We start from the raw sequence: 20,375 nt of genomic DNA on the forward strand, positions 1-20,375 counted from the left end.
AGGGGAAGATGTCCCCATGGACTTCTCCGATCTCCTACCGAACACCACAAGCGAGGACGAGGGCGCCAGGGCGGCCCGGATCGCGCTGCTTCCGGTGGGCAGCCTCGAACAGCACGGCCCCCACCTGCCGTTGACCACGGACACCGTCGTCGCCTCGGCCCTGGCCCAGAGCCTGGCCGACGCCTATCCCGGGCTGCGGGTCCTGCCCCCGATCACCTTCGGCTGCTCCCACGAACACGAGGCCTGGCCCGGTACGGTCAGCGTCTCGGCGCCCACCCTGCACGCCATGGCCGCCGACATCGCCGAATCCCTGCGCCGGGCGGGCACCCCGAAGCTGGTCCTGGTCAACGGGCACGGCGGCAACCACGTCCTGGCCAACCTGGTCCAGGCCTCCCGCGGCGACATGGCGCTCTTCCCCGGACCCCACGACTGGGAGAGCGCCCGCACGGCGGCGAAGATGAGCACCGACAACGACCGCGACATGCACGCCGGGGAACTGGAGACCTCGGTGCTGTTGCACGTGCGCCCCGACCTGGTCCGGTCCGGTTACGAGGAGGCCGACCACATCGCCGACCGTCGCGACCACCTGCTCACCGTCGGGCTGTCCCGCTACACCCGCTCCGGGGTCGTGGGCCAGCCCTCACGAGCCGCCGCGGTCGAGGGCCGGGACCTGCTGGCGCACCTGGTCAAGGTCTTCGCCGGGTACCTGAACGTGCTCGACCCGCAGCAGGCGCCACACCAGCACCAGCCCGCCGGGAAGAGCGGCGGCCAGGGCAAGAAGCCCGTACGTCACTGACACCGTCAGGCCCTGTTCCGAACCCAGCCCGGCCGCGCCGAAGGCCAGCGCCGTAACCGCCTCACGCGGCCCCCAACCGCCCACGTTGGCCGGGACGCCCATCGCCACCAGCGCCAACACCAGCAACGGGAGCAACGCCAGGGTGGCGGCGGTGGTCCCCGCGGCCCGGGCTGCCACCAGGAACAGGGCCAGGTGCCCGGCCAGCGCGGCCAACGACAGCAGTACCACGCCCGGGCCCGTGGTGAGCGTCAACAAACCGGCCCGGGTGTCGGCCACCGTCGCCGACAGCGCCCGCCAGCAGCGCGAACCACGTCGCCGCCCGACCACCCAGCCGACGGCGACCACCAGCGCCACCACCGCGAACACCGCCACGGAGGCGGCCACCGCGAGCAGCCCCGGGCCCAGCAGAGCGGCGGGCAGGGTGAACAGCAGCATCGCGCAGACCCCGGTCAGTACCAACTGCCCGGCCATCCGCTCCAGTACCACGGCTCGCACACCCCGGGCCAGGTCACCGGCGTAACGGCCGTGGCTCACCGCCCGGTGCGCGTCACCGAGCACCCCGACGGGCAGCACGGCGTTCAGGAAGACGGCACGGTAGTAGTCGCCCACGGCGCGGAACCACGGCAGGCACAGCCCCACCCCCCGCGCGACCAGCACCCAACGCGCCGCACACAGCACGGTCGTGGCCAGCCCGATACCCAGCGCGGCCGCCACAGAACGACTGTCGACCGCGCCGAACGCGTCGGTGAAGGCCTCCAACGGGTACCACCACAGCAACCAGACCAGGAACGCCACCCCGGCCAGCGGCCGCACGATCCCCGACCGCCGCCACCAGGGGCGGGACCCTTCCGGAACGGAAGTCCCCTCCCAATGCGATGCCCCCATAGACCTCATGAGAGCCCAGTATCCCCCTCAGCCCCGTCCGGGAGCAGCAGGAGATCGGTGTGATGCACGACCGCGCCCAGCTCGCCCCGATCGCACTCACCGAGCCGACGCTCCAGGTAGCCGCCCGCGGCGGCCTCCGGGTCCTGTTCCAAGGCGGCCCCGACCCAGCCCCGCAACCAGGCCGTGGTCAGCGGGATGCGCTCGGGGCACAGCCGCCAGGGGCTCGGGAAGGTCAGCGTCCGGTAGCCCAGATCCGCGAAAATCTCACCGGCCGCCCCGGCCGCGTCCGGCCCCAACCGGCCTCCGCGCCGCTGGTGTTCGTTGAAGGCCTTGGCGAGCGCGGGATCGTCCGGATCACTGGGGAAGAGCTCCACCCGGCCCACCACCGACAGCGTGAACAGAGCAGCGCAGCCCGCTTCGGCCACCGCCCCGGCGACGGATTTGAGCTCCTGGGGGGTGAGCAGGTCCAACAGCGCGGAACCGGTGACCAGGTCGAACCCGGCCAGGTCCGGTCCGGTGATCGAAGCCAGATCCCGCAGGCACATCCGAGCACTCACCGGGGAACCGTCCGCCGCCGACGCGGGCATGTACGCCCCGGCCAGCGACAGCAGCCCCGGGTCGATGTCGTACAGGACCCACTTCTGCGCTCCGGAGAGTTTGGGCGCCAACCAGCGTCCCTGGGAGCCGGTACCGCAGCCCAGGTCCGCGACCCTGATCGGCCGCGCGGACGGCCCGGCGCCGCGACCGGCCAGGTGGACCCGCAACGGGTCCAGCGGCGCGGTCGCACGGGCGTCGGCGTCGGTCTCCTCACGCAGGGCCAGCCAGTCCGGCTCGAAGGCCGGAAGTGGGTTGTCGGAAGCAGAGCTCAACGGGACTCCTCCCGGTGGAGTACGGCAGCCAGCGGACGGTCGCCTCCCTCAGAGTGCCAGCTCGACCGTGCCCGGGCGGTCCGAACACGGAAGCTTTTGCCCGGGTCTGTCTCTGTGGTCCTACCAGGTCCCGTCCGCCCCTACTTGGTCCGAGACCGGCGGTGCTGGCCCGGACGGTGGTGACTCAGACCTTCTTGGCCAGGCCCGCGTACTGGGGGACGTCGCGGACGGTGCCGACATCGGCGGGTTCGGGGCGCCAGCGGAAGACCGAGACGGCGCCGGGCTCGACCAGTTCGAAGCCGTCGAAGAACTGGGCGAACTCTTCCACGCTGCGCATGTAGTAGGTCTGGGCGACCTGCTCCTCCCAGATCCGCATGCCCTCGGCGGCGCGCTCGGCGTCCTCGACCTCCATGTGGGCCATCACGCCGTCGCACACGGCGAAGAAGCTGCCCGGAGCCAGACGGTCCGCGTAGGCGCGGACCAAGCGGAGGGCTTCCTCGAACTCGAAGTGCCCCATCGTGCCCATCAGGGTCAGGCCGATCGGCTTGTCGAAGTCCAGGGTTTCCCTGGCGGCTTCGATGACCTTTTCGACATCGCGCAGATCCGCGTCCACGAACTGGGTCTTCCCGGTGTCCGTGCCCACGAGCAGAGCACGCGCGTGGGTCAGGACCAGGGGGTCGTTGTCGACGTAGACCACGCGGGTCTCGGGATCGAGCGCCTGGGCGACCTCGTGGGTGTTGTTGGCGGTGGGCAGGCCGGTGCCGATGTCGAGGAACTGGGTGACGTCCTCTTCCCGGACGAGGTGGCTGACCACGCGGCGCAGGAACAGCCGGTCACCCTGGGCGACCTCCGCCACCAGAGGGAACAGCTCTTTGACCCGGTCTCCCACCTCGCGGTCGACGGGGTAGTTGTCCTTGCCGCCGAGCCAGTAGTTCCAGACTCGGGCGGTGTGCGCGACGGTCGTGTCGATGTGTGTGTCCGTCATGGGGCCTCTCACAAGCGGAGGGGATCTGGGGTGATCCGGGGGTTTTCTGCATCCGAAGTCTGCTGTGCCGTGCCCGTGCGCGCAACCCGAAACCCTTCTGCCACAGGGCTTTCGGACACGACACCGGCCCCACCGGCCCCACCGACCCCACCGGTCGGGACCGGGTGGGGCGCGCTGATCAGGCGGAGGGGGTGCTCCTGTCGTGCCGTGGCTCCGGTTCGGGGGTCTCCTCGACCATGTCCACGGTGTCGCGTAGCTGGACCCGGGGCAGGAAGAGCACCACCACCAGGCCGACCAGGGCGATGCCGGTGGCCACGAGGAAGATGTCGCCGGTGGAGGAGCCGTAGGCGCTCTCGACGATCTGGCGCAGGAAGGCGGGCATACCGGCCAGGTCCAGGGTGCTGCCGTCGGCCCCGCCGGCGGGGATGTCCACGCCCGAGGCGGTCACTCCCTCGGTGATGTTGGTGCTCACCCGGCTGGCGAGGATCGCGCCGAGCACCGAGACCCCGATGGTGCCGCCCAGAGAGCGGAAGAACGTGATCGCTCCGCTGGCCGCGCCGAGTTCGCGCAGCGGTACCGAGTTCTGCACGACCAGTACCAGGTTCTGCATGGACAGACCCACGCCCACGCCGACCCCGAGCATGCCCGGGGAGACCACGAGCAGCGAGGTGCTCTCGTCGATGGTGGACAGCAGACCGAATCCCAGGGTCAGGAACACCAGGCCGGTGACGACGTAGGACTTGACCCGGCCCGAGCGCGAGATCATCCAGCCCGAGACGGTCGAGGCGGCCATCATGCCGAGCATCAACGGGGTGGTGAGCAGCCCCGCGGCGGTGGGGGAGTAGCCGCGGGCCAGTTGGAAGTACTGGCCGAGGAAGACGGCGCCGCCGAACATGGCCATGCCCACCGCGACGCTGGCCACGATGGCGATCATCGGCTCACGGCGGATCACCAGGTGCAGCGGGATGACCGGCTCTGCGACCCGGTTCTCCACACACACGGCCAGGGCGAGCAGGACGAGGCCGCCGGCGACCATGGCGCCGGACTGCCAGGAGATCCACGCGAAGCCGCCGCCGACGAAGGTCACCCACAGCAGCAGGGTGCTGACCCCGGCTGCGATGAGGGTGGCGCCGAGGTAGTCCACGCGCACGTCGGTGCGGTGTTCCTCGGTCAGGTGCAGGGTGCGCGTGAGTACGACCAGGGCGACCAGCATGAACGGTACGCCGATGAAGAAGCACCAGCGCCAGCCGAGCCAGGGGATGTCGGTCAGGGCGCCGCCGATCAGCGGGCCGCCGACGGTGGCCACGGCCATGATGGCGCCGATGACTCCGTTGAAGCGGCCGCGTTCCTTGGGGCTGACCAGGGCGGCGATGGTGGCCTGGACCAGGACCTGGGAGGCGCCCATGCCCAGCCCCTGCAGGGCTCGGAAGGCGATGAGCTGTTCGGTGTTCTGCGCGAACCCGCTGAGCAGGGAGGCGACGATGAACAGGACGATCGAGATCTGGAGGAGGCGTTTCTTGGGGAACAGGTCGGCGAGCTTGCCCCAGACGGGGGTGGAGGCCGTGGACGCCAGCAGCGTCGCGGTGACGACCCAGGTGTACTGGGACTGGGTGCCCTGGAGGGCCCCGAGGATCTGGGGCAGCGCGACCGAGACGATCGTGCCGCTGAGCATCGTCACGCCCAGGACGATCAGCAGTCCGCTCAGGGAGCGCATGATCGGTGTACGTGCGGTGCCCTGGGACTGTGCAGTGCTCAAGGCTGGCCTCTGGAGAAAGTGATTCTGGAGAGTGGGTGCAGGTGGAGGAGGCCTGCGGGGGAGGCAAAAATGCAGAACAAGAATTTTTGCACTCTATGCAGATTATCACCCGGGGTGAGACGTGAACCAGGAGCCCGGGGGATGAGAGCGCCCACATCCGGGCCCGGGAATGAGCGGGGCCTAAAGGCCGAGCACCTGAGCCATCGTTCGGGCCGCCTCCGGCCACCCGGCCAGCTCAGAACGGCGCACCCGGGCCGCCTCACGCAGCCGTTCGCGTAGGTCCTGGTCGGTCAGCCAGTCGCGCAGGGCGTGCTCCAGCGCCGCCGAGTCCTCGGGGAGCGCCAACAACCCGGGGACCCGACCGTCCGGGGTTCGCCCCAAGGCCTCGGGGACCCCGCCCACCCGGGCGGCCACCACCGGCACCCCCCGGGCCAGCGCCTCGGTCACGACCATGCCGTAGGTCTCGGCACGTGAGGCCAGTACCAGGAGGTCGGCGGAGTCGTAGACCTCGGCCAGCGCACCGCCGACCACCGCTCCGGTGAACCGCACCCGGTCTTCGAGCCCCGAGTACGGGGGAGGGGTGCCCGGCCCCGCGCACACGCACGTCCATGACAGGTCCCGCAGCCCGGAGAGGGCTTGGAACAGCAGGTCGTGGCCTTTGCGAGGGGTCAACGAGGCCACACACACCAACCGGGGGACGCTGTCCGTGCGCTCCTCGAAGCCGCTCCCGTGGGCCAGCGGTGCCGGATCCACCCCGGGGCGCACCACCGCCACCCGTTCCAGGCCGTGCTGCTCGGCCAGCCGCCGTGCCGCCCACGCACTGGTGGCCACCACTGTCACCCCACCGCGCAGTAGCGCCCGCTCCCGCGCGTCCAGCTCGCGGGCGGTATCCGCTGCCAGTCCGGTCTCGTCGGCCAGCGGCAGGTGCACCAGTACCGCGATGCGCAGCCGCCGGGCGTGCGGGAGCACCGCCTCGGGTACTCCGCAGGCCACCAGGCCGTCCACCAGCACACGAGAACCGTCGGGCGCCTGGGCCAGCACGGCGGAGAGTTCGGCGGTCGCCCCGCGGCCCGGGCGGGGCCAGGCCCCGCCCAGCGTCACCGTCCGGACCGGCCGCCCCAGCTCCCCCAGCGCGGCCGCGATGCGCCGGTCGTATGTGTGGCCGCCGCTGGGCGCGGTCGCCTCGGGGACGACGAAGACGAGAGCGCTCACAACCCGGGGTGCAGTTCGCGTTCGTAGGAGGCCCAGGCCACGTGGGACTCGTGCAGGGTCACCGTGACCGAGGCCAGTCCGTCGGCGTGCGGGCCCAGCGCGCCCGACGCGATCCGTTCGGCCAGACGGTCGGCGACGACCTTGGCCAGGAACTCGGTCGAGGTGTTCACCCCCGCGAACTCGGGCACCTCGTCCAGGTTGCGGTAGTTGAGCTCGGCCACCACCGCACCCAGCTCCCGGGTGGCCGCGCCGATGTCCACCACGATGTTGTCGGGGTCCAGCTCGGGGCGGCGCAGGGTCGCGTCCACCACGAACGTCGCCCCGTGCAGGGCCTGGGCGGGGCCGAAGACCTCGCCCCGGAAGCTGTGCGCGACCATCAGGTGGTCTCGGACGGTGACACTGAACAACGGGGCTCCAAGGTATCGGGGGCGGTCAGGACAGCGGGTCAGCTGTCGTAGGTGATCCGATGACACAGGGCTGGTAGTTCGCCGCTGGCCAGCCTGGGCAGTACCGAGGGCAGGTCCTCGAAGCCGCTCTCACCGGTGAGCAGGGCGTCGAAGGCCGCGTCGCCGAGCAGCCGCAACGCGAGCTGGAGGCGTTCGGAGTGGTTGTACCGGGAGCGCCTGGCCGGTGAGATCATGCCGACCTGGCTGGCGCGCACGGCCAAGCGGTGGGAGTGGAAGTCCTCGCCCAGCGGCAGGATGACCTGCCGGTCCCCGTACCAGCTCAGTTCCACCACCTCGCCCTCGGTGTGCAACAGCCGCAGTGAACGCACCAGCCCCGCTTCGGTCGCGCTGGTGTGGAAGACCAGGTCGCGGTCGCCCTCGGCCTCCTCCGGCAGGGCGAAGTCCACGCCCAGACGCTCGGCGACCTCGGCCCGGCTCGGGTCGACGTCCACCAGCTGGACCCGGGAGCCCGGGACCTGGGCGAGCAGGCGCGCCACGCAGCAGCCCACCATGCCCGCGCCGACCACCGCCACGCGGTCACCCACCAGCGGGGCGGCGTCCCACAGGGCGTTCACGGCCGTCTCCACGGTTCCGGCCAGGACCGCGCGGGCCGCGGGGACGACCTCGGGCACCACGGAGACAGCGGCGGCGGGCAGCACGAACCGGGTCTGGTGCGGGTAGAGCGTGAACACCGTCCGCCCCAGCAGCCGCTCGGGTCCCTCCTCCACCACTCCCACGTTCAGGTAGCCGTACTTGAGCGGGCCGGGGAAGTCCCCTTCCTGGAAGGGCGCCCGCATCACGCCGTACTGGTTGGGCGGCACCCCGCCGCCGAAGACCAGCGTCTCGGTGCCCCGGCTGATCCCCGAGTACAGGGTGCGCACCACCACCTCGCCTGGGCCCGGCGAGGGGAGTTCGACCTCGCGCAGCTCGCCCACTCCGGGGGAGCTCACCCAGAACGCCCGTGCCGTCCGCGTCATCTCTCACCTCTCCTCGGCGGCGCCGGTCCGAGGGGAGCGCGCCCGCCACAGTCCCATTACGTCACGTCCGAACGACCACACCAGGGCGGCCAGCGCCAGCGCCACGGCGGCCGCGCTCACCGGCTCCGGAAGCACCCCCGAGGCGACCGCGGTCAACACGATCCCCTGCGCGGCAGCCACGGCCTTGCGGGCCAGACTCGGCGGCAGGGGGCCCCGCAACCACGGTGCCAGCCAGGCGGCGGCCCCGAACAGGTACCGCATCACCCCGACCAGCAGCACCCAAGGCCCCAGGACCCCGGACACGTACACGCTCAGCACCAGGATCAGGAAGGCGTCCGCCTCCATGTCGAAGCGCGCCCCGAAGTCCGACTCGGTGCGGGTGCCGCGGGCCACCAGTCCGTCCACCCAGTCCAGGACCAGGGCCACCGCGGCCACCGACACCACCGGCAGGGGCGGTGCTCCGTCGACGACCAGCGCCGTCACCACGCCGATCAGGCCGACCCGGACCAGGGTCACCATGTCCGCGGGGCCCAGCGGCCAGCGATCGTAGCGGCGCACGGCCACTGTCAGCAGCGCCGTCACGAGCAGGACGTACAACAACCCGGTGGCCCACCCCAGGGGGCCCAACCAGGGGCCCGGGTCACTCACTCGCCCGCCTCAGCGCTGCCGGGTTCGGGGAGGCGGTTCTCGGACTCGGAACCACCGTGTGCTCCGGAACGGCTCCGGGGTTGAGGCGCCGGCTCCGTGTGAGGTGCCTTTCCGGGTGCGCCGTCGCCGTTCAGGTGTGGCAGGTCGTGGCCCAGGCGGTCGCGCTTGGCGGTCAGGTAGCGGGTGTTGTCAGCGTGCGCGGCCACCAGCAGCGGTACCCGGGTGGCGACCTTGATCCCGTGCTCCTCCAGAGCCCGCACCTTGGCCGGGTTGTTGGACAGCAGCCGCACCGAACGCACCCCCCGCTGGCGCAGCACCCGCGCGGCCGGGCCGTAGTCGCGCACGTCCACCGGCAGCCCCAGCGCGGTGGCCGAGTCCACGGTGTCCAGCCCCTGTTCGTCCTGGAGCAGCTGGGTGCTCACCTTGTTCACGAGCCCGATACCGCGCCCCTCGTGGCCGCGCAGGTAGACCAGCATCCCGCGGCCCTCGGCCAGGATCGCGTCCAGGGCGGCGCGGAGCTGGTCGCCGCACTCGCAGCGCAGCGCTCCGAACACGTCCCCGGTCACGCACTCGGAGTGCACTCGCACCAGGACGTCCTCGCCGTCACCGAGCTCGCCCAGGACCAGGGCCAGGTGCTCGTGGCTGTCGACCGGGTCCCGGAAGGCCACGCAGCGAAACGTCGCGCGGCGCAGCACGAGATCGGACTCGGCTACGTCGGTGTGACTCAGCACGACGACGTCCGCATCGCTCAGACCGGAACCGTCCAGGTCAATGCCGTCCAGCCCAACGCCGTCCGGTTCAGGGCCTACCGGCCCGGTGCCGTTCGGTCCGGAACCCTCCGGAGAATTCTCTGACATCTGCCACCCCTTCACCGCCGTAGGCGGCACGTTACAGGTGCCTGCCCCGCACACCGCACGAGTACACGGGCCATGCTTCTACGTGCTTCTACGTGCGTTCAGCCGGGAAGGTTCACCTGGATCTCCCCGCCCAGAGCGAAGTCGCCCTCCAACTTCAGGGAGTCACCGCTCCAGAACCGGCCCGGGTCGTAGTAGCCGGGGCGCTTCCCACGGGCCAGCAACCCCATCTCCTCGTAGGTCAGCGCCATCACCTCCGCGCAGTAGGCGGTTTCCAGCTGGCGTTCGCGCGCTTTGCGGTGGAAGGGCATGCGGCCCAGCGCCCAGCGTCCGGCGAGTTGGGCGGTGGAGGGGAAGGGGGTGCCGTTCAGCCGGGCCACGATGCGCAGCGCGTCGTCCTCCATCTGGCGGGTGGCCAACGGGTCCAACTGGCGCAGCCAGCCCTTCTGGCCGTAGCGGCGGCCCCACACCAGGACGGCGTCGCGCAGGTCGTGCAGCTGGACCCCGCGCTGGTGGGTGCCGGTCCACATGTCCACCAGGGACCTGCCCAGCTCGGCGTGCCACATCAGCGGAGGCAGGTCGTCGACCACGATGGACATGCCCACGTGATTGACCGGGCTGTTCGTGGTGAGCTGGATGGCCCGGTCGGGCACGCTCGTGCCGCGGAACACCCACACGTCACCGGTTCTGGTCAGGTTCACAGCTTCGTCCAGGGACATGCTCATCTCTGCCACAAGCGATAGCCTAAATGCATGAAGTGGTGGAAAGCCTTGGGCGTGGCCGCTTTCGTGGGTGTCGCTGCCACCGGAGTGGCGGTCGCGCGGGCCGAACGACAACGCCGCGCCTACACTCCCGAGCAGGTCAGGGAGCGTTTGCACGCCAGGGTCGCCGAGGTCGGCCAAGCCGGAGAAGAGCTGGCCGTGACCGGTGGACCGGAGGCCCGGGGCCCGGAGAGCGGTGCCGTGCGAGCGGTGGCGCGCCGGGTGCGCGCGGGAGCGGCCAAGGCCAGGGCGCTGCCGCCGGTGGCCACAATCGGCCGCGTGCTGCGCCGGGCTCGCGGGGACCGGGCCGGGGATCGCTAACATGTGCGCTTCGTGCGCATCCCCGCTTCCCCTGAGGTTCCCCCTTGTCCCACCTTCCCCGCGGCCTCCTACTGGTCGTGCTCGCCCTGCTGCTCACCTCCTGCACCTTCCCGGGTGCCAGGGACCGCATCACCGAGTACGACACCCGTGTCGTGGTGTACGCCGACGGCACCGTGGACGTCACCGAGACCATCACCTACGACTTCGGCCGCGACCCCAGCCCCGGCCTGCTGCGTGAGATCCCGCTGAGCCAGCGCGTGGGCCTCATGCGCCACCGCGTCTGGGAGATCAGTGACGTCGAGGTCACCAGCCCCTCCGGCGCTCCGGCCGACATCGAGAAACAGGACGAGTGGCGCCGCGTCCTCAGTCTGGAGATCGGCGACAGCGACGCCCGGGTGACCGGGGCGCAGACCTACGAGATCTCCTACACGGTCCACGGTGCCCTCAACGACGAGGGTTACGGCCCCCAGTTCCACTGGGACTTCGTCGGTGACGAGTGGGGGGTGCCGGTCAACGGTGTGACCGCCCGGGTGGAGGCCCCCTCGGTCGTCGAGGCCGAGTGCTTCTACGAGGAGAGTTACCGCGACCAGGACGGCGACACCGAGTACTGGGACGAGGAGTGCGACCAGAGCGGGCACGACGGTGCCGCTGCCAGCTTCGGCCACCCGCAGCTGGACTCGGGCGCGCCCCTGAGTGGGGTGGTGTACCTGGAGGAGGGGACGGTCGAGTTCGCCGAACCCGAACACGCCCTGGCTCCTCTGCCGCGCTGGATCACCCTGGCCGGAGTGCTCTCCCTGCCCGTGGTGCTGGTCGCTGCCTTCTTCCTGGGCAGGCACGTCACCAGGTGGCGGGAGAAGCGCCGGTCCCGGATCCGGCAGGGGTTCGGTGAGGAACTGCCCGATCTGCCGCCGGCCGTCGCGGGATTCCTCTTCCACAAGAAACGGCTGCGCGCCGAACACGCCCTGGCCCTGTTGGTCAGCCTGGAGGAGAAGGGGCACCTGACCTCGGTGCCCAAGGAGAACGGCAAGGGCAGGGACTGGTTGTTCGTCAAGCAGAACTCCAACGTCGCGCTCACCCCGGCCGAACGGTCCCTGCGGCGGGGGATGTTCGGGCTCAACAGCGAGATCGACCTGACCTGGCTGCGTCGGTCGATGACCAAGACCCGGATCAGGTGGATCGAGTACGCCCTGCTGCGCGAAGCGGCACGGCACGGGCTGGTCGTCAGACCCTGGCTCTGGTACCCGGCCGTGCTCGGGTGCGGGCTCGTGCTGATGGCCGCGATCTGTACCGGTGTGATCGTCAACGCGGCCACCCCGCTCGACCTGGCCGGTCTGGAGATGTTCAGCGCGGCGGTACTGCCGACGGCGCTCACCATCCTGTTCCTGCCCACCCAGCGCACCCCCTACGGCGACCACGTCCGTGACCTGCTCGCCGAAAGGCGCCGGAACCCCCGCGAGCTGGAGCCGGTCATGGCCATCGCCCTCGGGTTGCCGGACGAGACGGTGCGGACCCTCAACGCCAAGGTGCCCAACCTGAGCCCCTACCTGCGTGACCACGGGTACCGGCGGCGTTGGAACCGTACGGTCAACGACCGCATCCGTAGTTCCAGGAGGAGCAGCGGTGGTGGCAGTGGCGGCGGCCGGGTCTCGGGCGGGGGTGGTGGAGGTGGCGGCGGAGGCCGCCGTTGACCTGGGCCGGGCCGGCCGGACGAAGGGCCGGCAGCCGGGGTGAGCACGACCGGGCCACCGATCCGGAGCGGCTCAGTGCCTGTGAACGAAGGAGAGCAGGGTGCGCTCTATCTCCGCGGAGGGGCCGACCGCCAGCGGGGGTTCGCCGCGCTCGCGGTCCCAGGCCAGGACGTCGGCGGCGGTGGTGACCAGCGGCCGCAACGGCATCCCGGCCTCCCGGGCCCGGCTGAAGTCGCGTTGGAAGGTCTGCTCCCACACCCGGTCGGGGCGCACCAGGGGGAAGGAGGCCATGATCGTCTCCTGGGGAACCAGGACGATGTCGATCTCGCTTCCGGCCGCCTCGGCGCAGGTACGCAGCATCTCCACCAGGGTGAGGGGTTCGGCGGGGCCCGTGGCGTTGAACACGCCGCCGCGGTCGTCCTCCAACAGGCGGACCACCAGCCGGGCCAGGTCACGGACGTCCAACAGCTGAACCGGCTGCCCGGGATCGCCTGGCAGGACCACCTTGCCGCCCTTCGCGGCCCGGCGCACCCAGTAGGTCAGGTGGTCGCCGTTGTCGTGCGGCCCGGCGAGCACCCCGGGCCGCACCACCGTGGCACGGTCCCCGTACCGGGAGCCCAACTCCTGCTCGCAGGCGGCCTTGAGCGGCCCGTAGGTGTGGCGCCCGATCTTCTCGGTGTCCCACTCGGGCGCTCGTACCGGGGCGGACTCGTCCGCCCCGGGCCCGGGGCCGGGAGCGTAGACGGCGTTGCTGGAGATGAACAGGTACCGTCCCACCCTGTCATCGAGGGCGTCAGTGGCTTGGCGCACATGCCGGGGCACGAAACCGCTGACATCCACCACCGCGTCCCAGGTGCCTTCGGTGAGGGAGGCGTAGTCGCCCTCGTCCCGGTCACCCTGGAGCCGCTTCGTCCGAGGGAAGAGGTCAGGAGCGCTGCGGCCCCGATTGAAGAGCGTGACCTCGTGCCCTGCTTGCAACGCGTCCTCAACGATCGCCCGACCAACGAACGAGGTCCCACCCAACACGAGAATCCGCATAGGGACTGACTTTAGCGTTCCACCTGGGCATCAGCGATCACCAACGGCGCCATGACGGGGGTGACGGGCCACGTCCGATCGTGGGGATCACAGGGGCTTGTTGAGGTGGCCTGCCTGCTCCAGGAGGGAGATGTGGTCGGTGCCCAGGGTTTCCAGGTGGGCCAGGACGTCGCGGTGCGGTACCCGGTGCAGTGGGGCGCTGGTGCGCAGCAGGCCCACGCGGGACAGTCCCTCGCCGCCGCCCAGACGCGAGGACGGGGTGGCGGGCGGGTCGACGCGGTACAGGCGCCAGGCGCTGCCCCTGGGGGCGGAGGCCAGGAGCAGCATCGGCCGGCTCCACACGATGAGCGCCCAGCCCTTGGGGCCCTCGGCGTGCACGTAGACGGTGTCCACGTGCTTCTCCAGGAGTTCGGCGACCTGGGCGGCGACCGGAACCGGGTTGGTGAAGGTGCCGTGGACGCGGTGGATGCCCGCGTCGTACTCCAGGCTCCAGCCGGAAGCCTCCAGTTCGTCGGCGATCTGGGACAGGTAGCCGTCTTCCTCGGCGACAGGGGAGTTCGCGAGGTTTGCGGGTTCGGGTGAAACGGTGGTGGGGAGGATCAGGCCCAGCTCCAAGTTCGTTCGTGTTGTGGCGGTACGGGTGAGGGCGGTCAGGTTGGCGCCGCAGGTCAGGGCTGTGTTCTGGTCGTTTGAGGTCCACTCCAGGAGTCCGCCGTGCGCGGGGAAGCCCTCGGCGACGGGGCGGGCGGTGGCCTCGACACCGGCTTCGGCCAGGGCGTGTACGGCTTCCTCGCGGTCTTCCTCGGGCCACGAGCCGGGGACACCCAGGGTCACCCGGGCGGGGGTCAGGCGGTCGGTGAGGGTGCTCAGCGCCTGGGGGTCGTAGCCGCGCAGCGGGGCGTGCAGGGTGAGTTCGGCGACCGGGCCCTCGGGGAGCTGTGACAGGAGCGGTGCGTCCAGGTTGTGCACCACGCGCACCTCGGTCTCCACCGGGGAGGTCAGCAGCAGGTCCTCCAGGCGTTCGGCCAGTTCGGTGAGCCGTTCGGCCAGAGCACCGGGCAGGGTGAGGGCCTCCGGACATCGCCGCAGCCACACCCCCAGTTCGGCGAGGGCCCAGGGAACCCCGTCGGGGCCACCGTGCAGCACACTCCAGGAACGGTTGGCGGTGCCGGGCGCCCCGGCGCCGAAGGCGGCCGTGACGTGTTCCTCACCCACCAGCAGGGCCAGCTCGGGCAGCGGGTCGGGGACGACGCGCTCGATCAGGGCGTAGGTGTGGTCCGGCCGCTGTACGGCGGCGGGTTCGGCCCCCTCGGCGGCGGCGCCCAGGACCGTGACCGACGCACCCAGCTCCCGGGCGGCGGGGACCACGTCCGCTTCCAGAGCGGGCAGGTCGATCTCCGTTCCGACCAGGAGAAACTCGCTGAGCGGGGCCCCGTCTGTACGGGAGGTCCACTCGTGCAACAGGGCGAGCGGGGAGACGGACACAGGCGACCTCTGTTCTCACGCTGGGGACGTTCACGAGCATAGTCGAGGCCGCCGCGTCAAGACCGGCCGGGCCCGTTTCTGTCGGTAACCGGCCCCTGTGGCGGGTGCGCGGCGGGAGGTGCGACGATATGGGGACGATGAGCGAGAGCGAGCAGTGCCGACCGTTGCGCGCCGGGGTCTTCACCCTGGTGTGCGCGAGCCTGTCCGCGATCGGTCACGCGGTGAGCTCGGGGCACGACGTTCCCGTCGCCGGTCTCCTGCTGGGCGTGGTCGTCGTCTTCGCCATGGCGTGGGCGGCCTCCAGCCGCAGGCAGAGCCCCTGGATGCTCACCGCCTGGATGCTGTGGGGGCAGCTCGCCCTGCACGTGACCTTCGCCTACACCCAGGGGGCGGGTTCGGATCACGCGGATCTGGCACACACGGGCCAGGCCGAGGCGGTGCTGGCCCAGGAGCCCGTGCCGGCGTGGGCGATGATCGCGATGCACCTGGTGATGGCCCTGGTCAGCGCCTGGTGGCTGCACCTGGGTGAGAACGCCCTCTTCGAGTTCCTGCGGTTCATGGCGCTCGCGCTGATTCCGATCCTGCTCGTGGTCGGGGCGATCCCGACCGTGCGGGAGACCACGGCCCCCAGGTTCTCCGCCACCGACGAACACTCCCGGTCGCGTCCGCCCTATCTGCGCCACTCCCGTGTCCTGCGCGGGCCACCCTTCGTTCTGGCCGCCTGAGCGGGGTTTCTCCGAGGCCGTGCGGTGCGGGGCGCGCGAGTCGCCGCCGCCCGTGTTCGTCCGGTCCCTGCTGTCAGGCCGCCCCTCGGCGTTCCCGCGGCGTCCTTCTACGTGGCGCCGTCTGCCCAGAACACCCCGTGGTCCCCGACCCTCAGCCCTTCGCCTTCCAGCCTGAGCCCCTGTCCGGGCGCGCGCTCCGCTGCGCCGCGTTGTCCTGCCCGGGCCGGGCCCGGTTCGCATTGATTCCCGGGCTGAGCTGACCCGAGTCGGTCGGGTGACCGCGCGGGCGGTGACAGAAAGCACCAATGACATGACCCGTAGCGAGGGGCGTCTATCCGCCCCTGCCCACACCGGCACCCCCACCCGCCACCCTGATCTGGTCGGGCTCGCGCTGCGCGCGCGAGCCGGCGTACCCGGGGCGATGGACTCCCTGTTCGCGCTCACCCGGGCCGACGTGGTCCGTTACATCGCGCGCCGGGTCGACCCGGCCTGGGTCGAGGACCTCACCCAGGAGACCTTCCACCGGGCCATGCGCGGACTGCCCCGCTACGCCGGGCGGGCTCCGGTCCGGGCCTGGCTGCTCGCGGTGGCCCGCCACACGGTCGCCGACCGCTACCGCAGCCGGGAGCGCGCACCGCGCACCGAACCGGTCGAGGACTGGGAGCGGGCGCTGGGCCCTGGCGCCGCTGAGCCCGGGCGGTTCGACGAGTACCTCGCCCTGGTCTCCCTGCTGGAGAACCTGCCCGAGGAGCGGCGCACCGCCTTCGTCCTGACCCAGGTCCAGCAGGTGCCCTACGCCGAGGCCGCGCGGATCACCGGTGTGCCGATCGGCACCGTCCGCTCCCGGGTGGCCCGAAGCCGCCGTGACTTGGCGCGCCTGCTCCGGGAGGCGGCGTGAACGTCCACCCCGGTCTCCGCATCAGCTCGCGAAACCACATCCGTCACCACCGCACCGTGAGAACCCCTTTCATGAGGAACCGCTCTGTGAGAACCCGCCGTCCGAACCCGCTCCGATCCCTGCCCGCCGTGTCCGCTGCCGCCGCCTTGTTCGCGCTCACAGCGTGCGGCGGACCGGACCTGGCCGAGGCCGAGCACTACACCGATCTGTCCGACCAGCCCATGGCCGCCTCCGGCATCGAACTGGCCACCGTCGACGGCGAGCCCTGGGGGTTCACCGATGTCGCCGAGGACCGTCTCACCCTGCTGTTCTTCGGCTACACCAGCTGCCCGGACGTGTGCCCGATGACCATGGCCGAGATCAACCTGGCCCTGGAGCAGTCCGGGGACGACGCGGACGGATTTGACGTGGTGATGGTCAGCAGCGATCCCGCCCGGGACACCGACGAACAGTTGCGCTCCTGGCTGGACCGGTTCGACCCGGACTTCCAGGGGGTGCGCGGGGACATCGACGACACCGTGCGGGCGGCCCTGGACTACGGCGTCCCGATTGACGCACCCGAGGAGACCGAAGGCGAGTACCTGGTCACCCACGGCGGACGGATCCTGGTCCTGACACCCGGAGGCGAGGCGGCGGGCATGTTCGCCGAAGGCGTCGAGGCCGACCAGATCGCGCCGCTGCTGCCGGTGCTGCTCACGGAGCTGTTGTGAGCGGCGGGCGTGCGGGCGAGGGCCGAGCGGGCCTGTCCCGGCGCGGACTGCTCACCGGACTGGGTGCGGCCGGGATCGCGGGGGCGTCGGGGCTGGCCGCAGGCGGACTGATCGAACGCGACACCTCGGCACAGGGTGACCTGGCACGGGAGCTGAGCCGGGGCAGGTCCGCCCCCGAGGAGGGGCGGCCGCCGGCTTTGCTGACCCCGACCCCCTCCCAGGTCCACGTGGTGGCGGTGGACCTGCGCGCCGAACGGCCCGATCAGGTTTCACAGCAGGCCCGCACGGTACTGCGGTTGTGGGGCGAACAAGCACGTGAACTGCACGAACACGGACTGGCTGAGATCGTCGAGGGTGCGCCCACCCAAGGGCTGCACCCGGCCTCACTGGGGATCACCCTCGGCCTGGGCGCGTCGCTGCTGGAGCGCGCCGGGTTGGCCGGGCGCCGTCCCGAACCGCTGGCGGACCTGCCCGAGTTCGCCGCCGACGACCTCGACCCCGCCCTGTGCGGGGGAGACCTGATGCTGCACGTGGGAGCGGAGGACCCGCTCGTGGTCAGCGCCGCGGTGGAACACCTGCTGGGCCTGGTTCGCGAGCACGCCGTCGTGCGCTGGTCGCTGCCCGGGTTCCAGCGGTCGGCGGCCACGGCCGCCGACCCCTCGGCCACCCCGCGCAACCTCATGGGGCAGATCGACGGCACGGTGAACCCCCACCCCGATCAGGCGCAGTTCGGCCCGCAGGTCCTGGCCGCGCACCCCGACGAAGCCGCGTCCTGGATGGACGGCGGAACGTACGTGGTGGTGCGCCGCATCCGCATGCTCCTGGACGACTGGTTCGACCTCGAACCCCACCAGCGCGAGCAGGTGGTGGGACGCCGGTTGTCCGACGGGGCGCCGCTGGGCGGCGACCGGGAGGACGCCCTGCCGGACCTGGCGGCCCGGGGCGACGACGGGGAACCGGTCATCGCGGCAAACGCTCACATCCGGCTGGCCAGCCCGGAACGCACCCTGGGCGCGCGCATGCTCCGGCGGGGATTCAGCTACGACCTGGGCTGGTCGGGCGGGCGCCGGGAGATCGGGCTGCTGTTCACCGCCTGGCAGGCCGACCCGCGGACCGGTTTCACCGCTGTCCAGCGCGAACTCGACGAGGGCGGGGACGCGCTCAACACCTACATCCGCCACGAGGGCAGCGCCGTGTTCGCGGTTCCGCCGGTGCGCGAGAACCAACCCCACCCCGCCCACGACCTCTGGTAACCGACGCGAAGGACACGACCATGACCATGAGATCCCGGACCAGAACCCTGTTCACGCCGCGACTGCCCCTGGTGTCGGCGCTGGCCCTGACACTGCTCGCCACCTCCTGTGCCTCGGAGCCCGAGGTCCCCGAACCCGTGGCGGCCGCGGTTGAGCGGGGCAGCACCCAGAGCGGGGCGCTGCTCATCGAGGACGCCTGGATGCCCGAACCAGCGAACCCGGAGGTGGGGGTGGTCTACCTGGCGGTCACCAACACCGCCGCCACCGCCGACGCTGTCACCGGGGTGCACACCAGTGCCTCACCCGACGCCGACCTGTGCAACACCGAGACCACCGAGTCCGGGGCCGGGGCGATGCGCGTCGTCGACGAGATCCCGGTCCCCGCCGGAGGAACCACGACCTTCGTCGACGGCGGCTACCACGTCATGGTCAACGACATCCCCGAACCGCTCGCGGTCGGAGACGCCGTTACGGTGACCCTGACCTTCGCCAGCGGGAGTGAGGCGGAGGTGGAGGTCCCCGTCCAGGAGATGACCGGCCCCGCCCCCGACCACAGCGGCCATGACGACCCCCACGGCCACCACTGACGGATCGGCGGAACGCGATCCGGGGTTCACCGCACGTCAGTGACGCGGTGCGGGGAGCCCCGGATCCTGCAGGTACGGGTCTCGTGTCGTGGTCAGCGGTGGGCAGGGTCCGGTTCGGGGGATCCGGTCGGCTTCGCCGATCGCACGGCGGACCTCCGGGACCACCAGCCGATCAGGGCGTCGATCAGTAGGAAGGCGAGCAGTGACACGCCCAACACGGGCATCGCCCAGCCGACCGCGACACAGCTCAGAGCCACCGCCGTCCTCAGCGGCCAGGACAGGGCCAGGAAGGAACCCCGCGGGTACGGGCGCCCCACGCCCCAGGCCTCGGTGCGGGTGGGCCTGCGCTGCCACCACATCCGGTAGCCCAGGACGATCACCCAGATCAGCCCGCCGCACAGCACGGTGAGCAGGACCTGGTTGGGCACGCCGAACAGCAGGCCCATGTGGCCGTCGATGCCCCAGCGGCTCAGTTTGGCCATCAGGGGGTAGTCCTCGAAGCGCACCACTTCGACGACCTCCGCGGTGTCCTGGGCGAGGGCGACTGAACCCGCCTGGGTGGGCCAGGAGCGTTCGAGTTGGGAGATGACGTAGGGGGAGGAGTGGTCCGCGGGCAGGTTGACGATGACCCGGCCGTCCAACCCGGCCTCACGGGCACTGGCCAGGACGGCATCGATCCCCGCGTTCACCCCCGGGCTGGCGGCGGGGGTTTCGGTCGACACGGCCGGGGTGGTCCAGGACATCTGTTGGCGCAGGTCGGTGATGTTGGCCCCGGCGTACTTGGACCAGGTCAGGCCGGTGGCGGACAGGAACAGCAGCCCCAACAGGAGCCACACCCCTGTGGCGGCGTGCAGTGACACGGTGCGCCCCCGCCCCGGCGAACTACCGGAACCGGGCAGGAGCAGGCCACGCGCCCGCCGGGACCTGGCCCGGGCCACCCACAGCGCGCAGCCGCCCAGGGCCACCACACCCAGCCAGCTGGCCGCGAGTTCGCTGTACAGGCGACCGAAGTCGCCCAGGTGCAGTTCCCGGTGGAGCAGGTCGATCCAGGTCCGTACCGGCAGGGCGCCGCTGGTCCCGTAGCTCTCGGACACCCCCAGCACCTCGCCCCGGTGGGGGTCGACGAACACCGTCGTCTTCGTGCTCGAATGCGGATCCGCGTCGGCGCCGGGCAGGGCCAGGTGCACCCAGGTGGAGTCCTCGGGGGTGGTGGCCGGACGTACCGAGTCCACTTGGGCGCCGGGGATCTCGGCCTCGGCGATCCGCACCTGTTCGCCCAGGGGCAATGACTGTTCGGCGGCCGGGACGCGCAGCAGGTCCTCGTACAGGACTTGTTCGAGCTGCGGGGTCCACACATAAAGCAGCCCGGAGACGGCCGCCACCAGGATGAAGGGGCCCACCAGCACCCCCGCGTAGAAGTGCATCCGCAGTAGCAGCGGTCTGAGCTGGGCCCATACCCCGGGACGCCGATGGGGGCGCTC

The 20,375-nt window shown here is 71.3% G+C and carries 20 protein-coding genes and 1 pseudogene; 8 read left to right on the top strand and 13 right to left on the bottom strand.

All coding sequences use genetic code 11. From position 1 onward, the window contains the following. Positions 1–16 precede the first annotated feature (16 nt). Positions 17–796 (top strand): creatininase family protein, encoded by a 780-nt coding sequence (locus tag NE857_RS15560; protein WP_254421651.1) that lies wholly within the window; start codon positions 17–19, stop codon positions 794–796. Positions 797–823: 27 nt separating this feature from the next. Here NE857_RS15560 and NE857_RS15565 read toward each other — a convergent pair. The 10 genes and pseudogenes from NE857_RS15565 to NE857_RS15610 all read right to left on the bottom strand — a co-directional run. After that, positions 824–1,690, bottom strand: a pseudogene (locus tag NE857_RS15565) (lysylphosphatidylglycerol synthase transmembrane domain-containing protein); the annotation flags it as partial. Beyond that, positions 1,687–2,550 (bottom strand): class I SAM-dependent methyltransferase, encoded by an 864-nt coding sequence (locus NE857_RS15570; protein WP_254421652.1) that lies wholly within the window; start codon positions 2,548–2,550, stop codon positions 1,687–1,689. The gene NE857_RS15570 and the pseudogene NE857_RS15565, both read right to left, overlap by 4 nt. A 184-nt stretch (positions 2,551–2,734) precedes the next feature. Beyond that, positions 2,735–3,535, bottom strand: a complete 801-nt coding sequence (locus NE857_RS15575) for an SAM-dependent methyltransferase (protein WP_254421653.1) — start codon at positions 3,533–3,535, stop codon at positions 2,735–2,737. Positions 3,536–3,713: 178 nt separating this feature from the next. Continuing rightward, positions 3,714–5,291: an MFS transporter gene (locus NE857_RS15580; protein ID WP_301184340.1), complete on the bottom strand. Its 1,578-nt coding sequence runs from the start codon at positions 5,289–5,291 to the stop codon at positions 3,714–3,716. Between the two features lie 180 nt (positions 5,292–5,471). Further along, positions 5,472–6,503, bottom strand: coding sequence for a glycosyltransferase family 4 protein (locus NE857_RS15585; RefSeq protein ID WP_254421654.1), 1,032 nt, complete (start codon positions 6,501–6,503; stop codon positions 5,472–5,474). Then, positions 6,500–6,910 (bottom strand): 6-pyruvoyl trahydropterin synthase family protein, encoded by a 411-nt coding sequence (locus NE857_RS15590; RefSeq protein WP_254421655.1) that lies wholly within the window; start codon positions 6,908–6,910, stop codon positions 6,500–6,502. The genes NE857_RS15585 and NE857_RS15590 overlap by 4 nt, the downstream gene beginning before the upstream one ends. A 38-nt stretch (positions 6,911–6,948) precedes the next feature. Next, a complete protein-coding gene (locus tag NE857_RS15595) occupies positions 6,949–7,926 on the bottom strand; it encodes a zinc-dependent alcohol dehydrogenase (RefSeq protein ID WP_254421656.1) in 978 nt (325 codons plus the stop codon). Between the two features lie 3 nt (positions 7,927–7,929). After that, positions 7,930–8,574 (bottom strand): CDP-alcohol phosphatidyltransferase family protein, encoded by a 645-nt coding sequence (locus NE857_RS15600; protein WP_254421657.1) that lies wholly within the window; start codon positions 8,572–8,574, stop codon positions 7,930–7,932. Continuing rightward, positions 8,571–9,305 (bottom strand): GTP cyclohydrolase II, encoded by a 735-nt coding sequence (locus NE857_RS15605; protein WP_254421998.1) that lies wholly within the window; start codon positions 9,303–9,305, stop codon positions 8,571–8,573. The genes NE857_RS15600 and NE857_RS15605 overlap by 4 nt, the downstream gene beginning before the upstream one ends. Before the next feature lie 224 nt (positions 9,306–9,529). Further along, positions 9,530–10,153, bottom strand: coding sequence for a hypothetical protein (locus NE857_RS15610; protein WP_254421999.1), 624 nt, complete (start codon positions 10,151–10,153; stop codon positions 9,530–9,532). Positions 10,154–10,180: 27 nt separating this feature from the next. On the opposite strand from NE857_RS15610, the gene NE857_RS15615 reads away from it, so the two are divergent. Both NE857_RS15615 and NE857_RS15620 read left to right on the top strand, forming a co-directional pair. Continuing rightward, the gene (locus tag NE857_RS15615) at positions 10,181–10,510 is read left to right on the top strand and encodes a hypothetical protein (RefSeq protein ID WP_254421658.1); all 330 of its coding nucleotides are present in this window, start codon (positions 10,181–10,183) and stop codon (positions 10,508–10,510) included. A 44-nt stretch (positions 10,511–10,554) separates the two neighbouring features. Continuing rightward, entirely contained in the window at positions 10,555–12,198 is a 1,644-nt protein-coding gene (locus NE857_RS15620; protein WP_254421659.1) for a DUF2207 domain-containing protein, read from the top strand. Positions 12,199–12,270: 72 nt separating this feature from the next. Here the strand turns inward: NE857_RS15620 and NE857_RS15625 are convergent, their stop codons facing one another. Both NE857_RS15625 and NE857_RS15630 read right to left on the bottom strand, forming a co-directional pair. Continuing rightward, positions 12,271–13,236, bottom strand: coding sequence for an SDR family oxidoreductase (locus NE857_RS15625; RefSeq protein ID WP_254421660.1), 966 nt, complete (start codon positions 13,234–13,236; stop codon positions 12,271–12,273). Between the two features lie 87 nt (positions 13,237–13,323). Continuing rightward, positions 13,324–14,721 carry a hypothetical protein gene (locus tag NE857_RS15630; RefSeq protein ID WP_254421661.1) on the bottom strand — a complete coding sequence of 466 codons (1,398 nt, stop codon included), beginning with the start codon at positions 14,719–14,721 and terminating at the stop codon, positions 13,324–13,326. Between the two features lie 128 nt (positions 14,722–14,849). On the opposite strand from NE857_RS15630, the gene NE857_RS15635 reads away from it, so the two are divergent. From NE857_RS15635 to NE857_RS15655, 5 genes are all read left to right on the top strand, one after another. After that, positions 14,850–15,446 (top strand): hypothetical protein, encoded by a 597-nt coding sequence (locus NE857_RS15635; RefSeq protein WP_254421662.1) that lies wholly within the window; start codon positions 14,850–14,852, stop codon positions 15,444–15,446. Between the two features lie 310 nt (positions 15,447–15,756). Further along, positions 15,757–16,344 carry an RNA polymerase sigma factor gene (locus NE857_RS15640; protein ID WP_254421663.1) on the top strand — a complete coding sequence of 196 codons (588 nt, stop codon included), beginning with the start codon at positions 15,757–15,759 and terminating at the stop codon, positions 16,342–16,344. 71 nt (positions 16,345–16,415) lie between these two features. Next, positions 16,416–17,054, top strand: a complete 639-nt coding sequence (locus NE857_RS15645; RefSeq protein ID WP_254421664.1) for an SCO family protein — start codon at positions 16,416–16,418, stop codon at positions 17,052–17,054. After that, positions 17,051–18,307: a Dyp-type peroxidase gene (locus NE857_RS15650; protein WP_254421665.1), complete on the top strand. Its 1,257-nt coding sequence runs from the start codon at positions 17,051–17,053 to the stop codon at positions 18,305–18,307. The genes NE857_RS15645 and NE857_RS15650 overlap by 4 nt, the downstream gene beginning before the upstream one ends. A gap of 26 nt (positions 18,308–18,333) precedes the next feature. Continuing rightward, on the top strand, positions 18,334–18,894 hold the full coding sequence (locus NE857_RS15655; protein WP_425572124.1) for a copper chaperone PCu(A)C: 561 nt from the start codon (positions 18,334–18,336) through the stop codon (positions 18,892–18,894). A gap of 92 nt (positions 18,895–18,986) precedes the next feature. Here the strand turns inward: NE857_RS15655 and NE857_RS15660 are convergent, their stop codons facing one another. Further along, on the bottom strand, positions 18,987–20,318 hold the full coding sequence (locus NE857_RS15660) for a PepSY-associated TM helix domain-containing protein (protein WP_254422000.1): 1,332 nt from the start codon (positions 20,316–20,318) through the stop codon (positions 18,987–18,989). Positions 20,319–20,375 lie beyond the last annotated feature (57 nt).

This window comes from Nocardiopsis exhalans, assembly GCF_024134545.1.
Taxonomy (GTDB): Bacteria; Actinomycetota; Actinomycetes; order Streptosporangiales; family Streptosporangiaceae; genus Nocardiopsis; species Nocardiopsis exhalans.

Excerpts from the sequence above, each read along its gene's own strand:
- NE857_RS15560 (WP_254421651.1), top strand. The coding sequence starts at position 17 with ATGGACTTCTCCGATCTCCTACCGAACACCACAAGCGAGGACGAGGGC.
- NE857_RS15575 (WP_254421653.1), bottom strand. The coding sequence starts at position 3,535 with ATGACGGACACACACATCGACACGACCGTCGCGCACACCGCCCGAGTC.
- NE857_RS15595 (WP_254421656.1), bottom strand. The coding sequence starts at position 7,926 with ATGACGCGGACGGCACGGGCGTTCTGGGTGAGCTCCCCCGGAGTGGGC.
- NE857_RS15610 (WP_254421999.1), bottom strand. The coding sequence starts at position 10,153 with ATGAGCATGTCCCTGGACGAAGCTGTGAACCTGACCAGAACCGGTGAC.
- NE857_RS15615 (WP_254421658.1), top strand. The coding sequence starts at position 10,181 with ATGAAGTGGTGGAAAGCCTTGGGCGTGGCCGCTTTCGTGGGTGTCGCT.
- NE857_RS15625 (WP_254421660.1), bottom strand. The coding sequence starts at position 13,236 with ATGCGGATTCTCGTGTTGGGTGGGACCTCGTTCGTTGGTCGGGCGATC.
- NE857_RS15635 (WP_254421662.1), top strand. The coding sequence starts at position 14,850 with ATGGGGACGATGAGCGAGAGCGAGCAGTGCCGACCGTTGCGCGCCGGG.
- NE857_RS15640 (WP_254421663.1), top strand. The coding sequence starts at position 15,757 with ATGACCCGTAGCGAGGGGCGTCTATCCGCCCCTGCCCACACCGGCACC.
- NE857_RS15645 (WP_254421664.1), top strand. The coding sequence starts at position 16,416 with ATGAGGAACCGCTCTGTGAGAACCCGCCGTCCGAACCCGCTCCGATCC.
- NE857_RS15655 (WP_425572124.1), top strand. The coding sequence starts at position 18,334 with ATGAGATCCCGGACCAGAACCCTGTTCACGCCGCGACTGCCCCTGGTG.
- NE857_RS15660 (WP_254422000.1), bottom strand. The coding sequence starts at position 20,318 with ATGCACTTCTACGCGGGGGTGCTGGTGGGCCCCTTCATCCTGGTGGCG.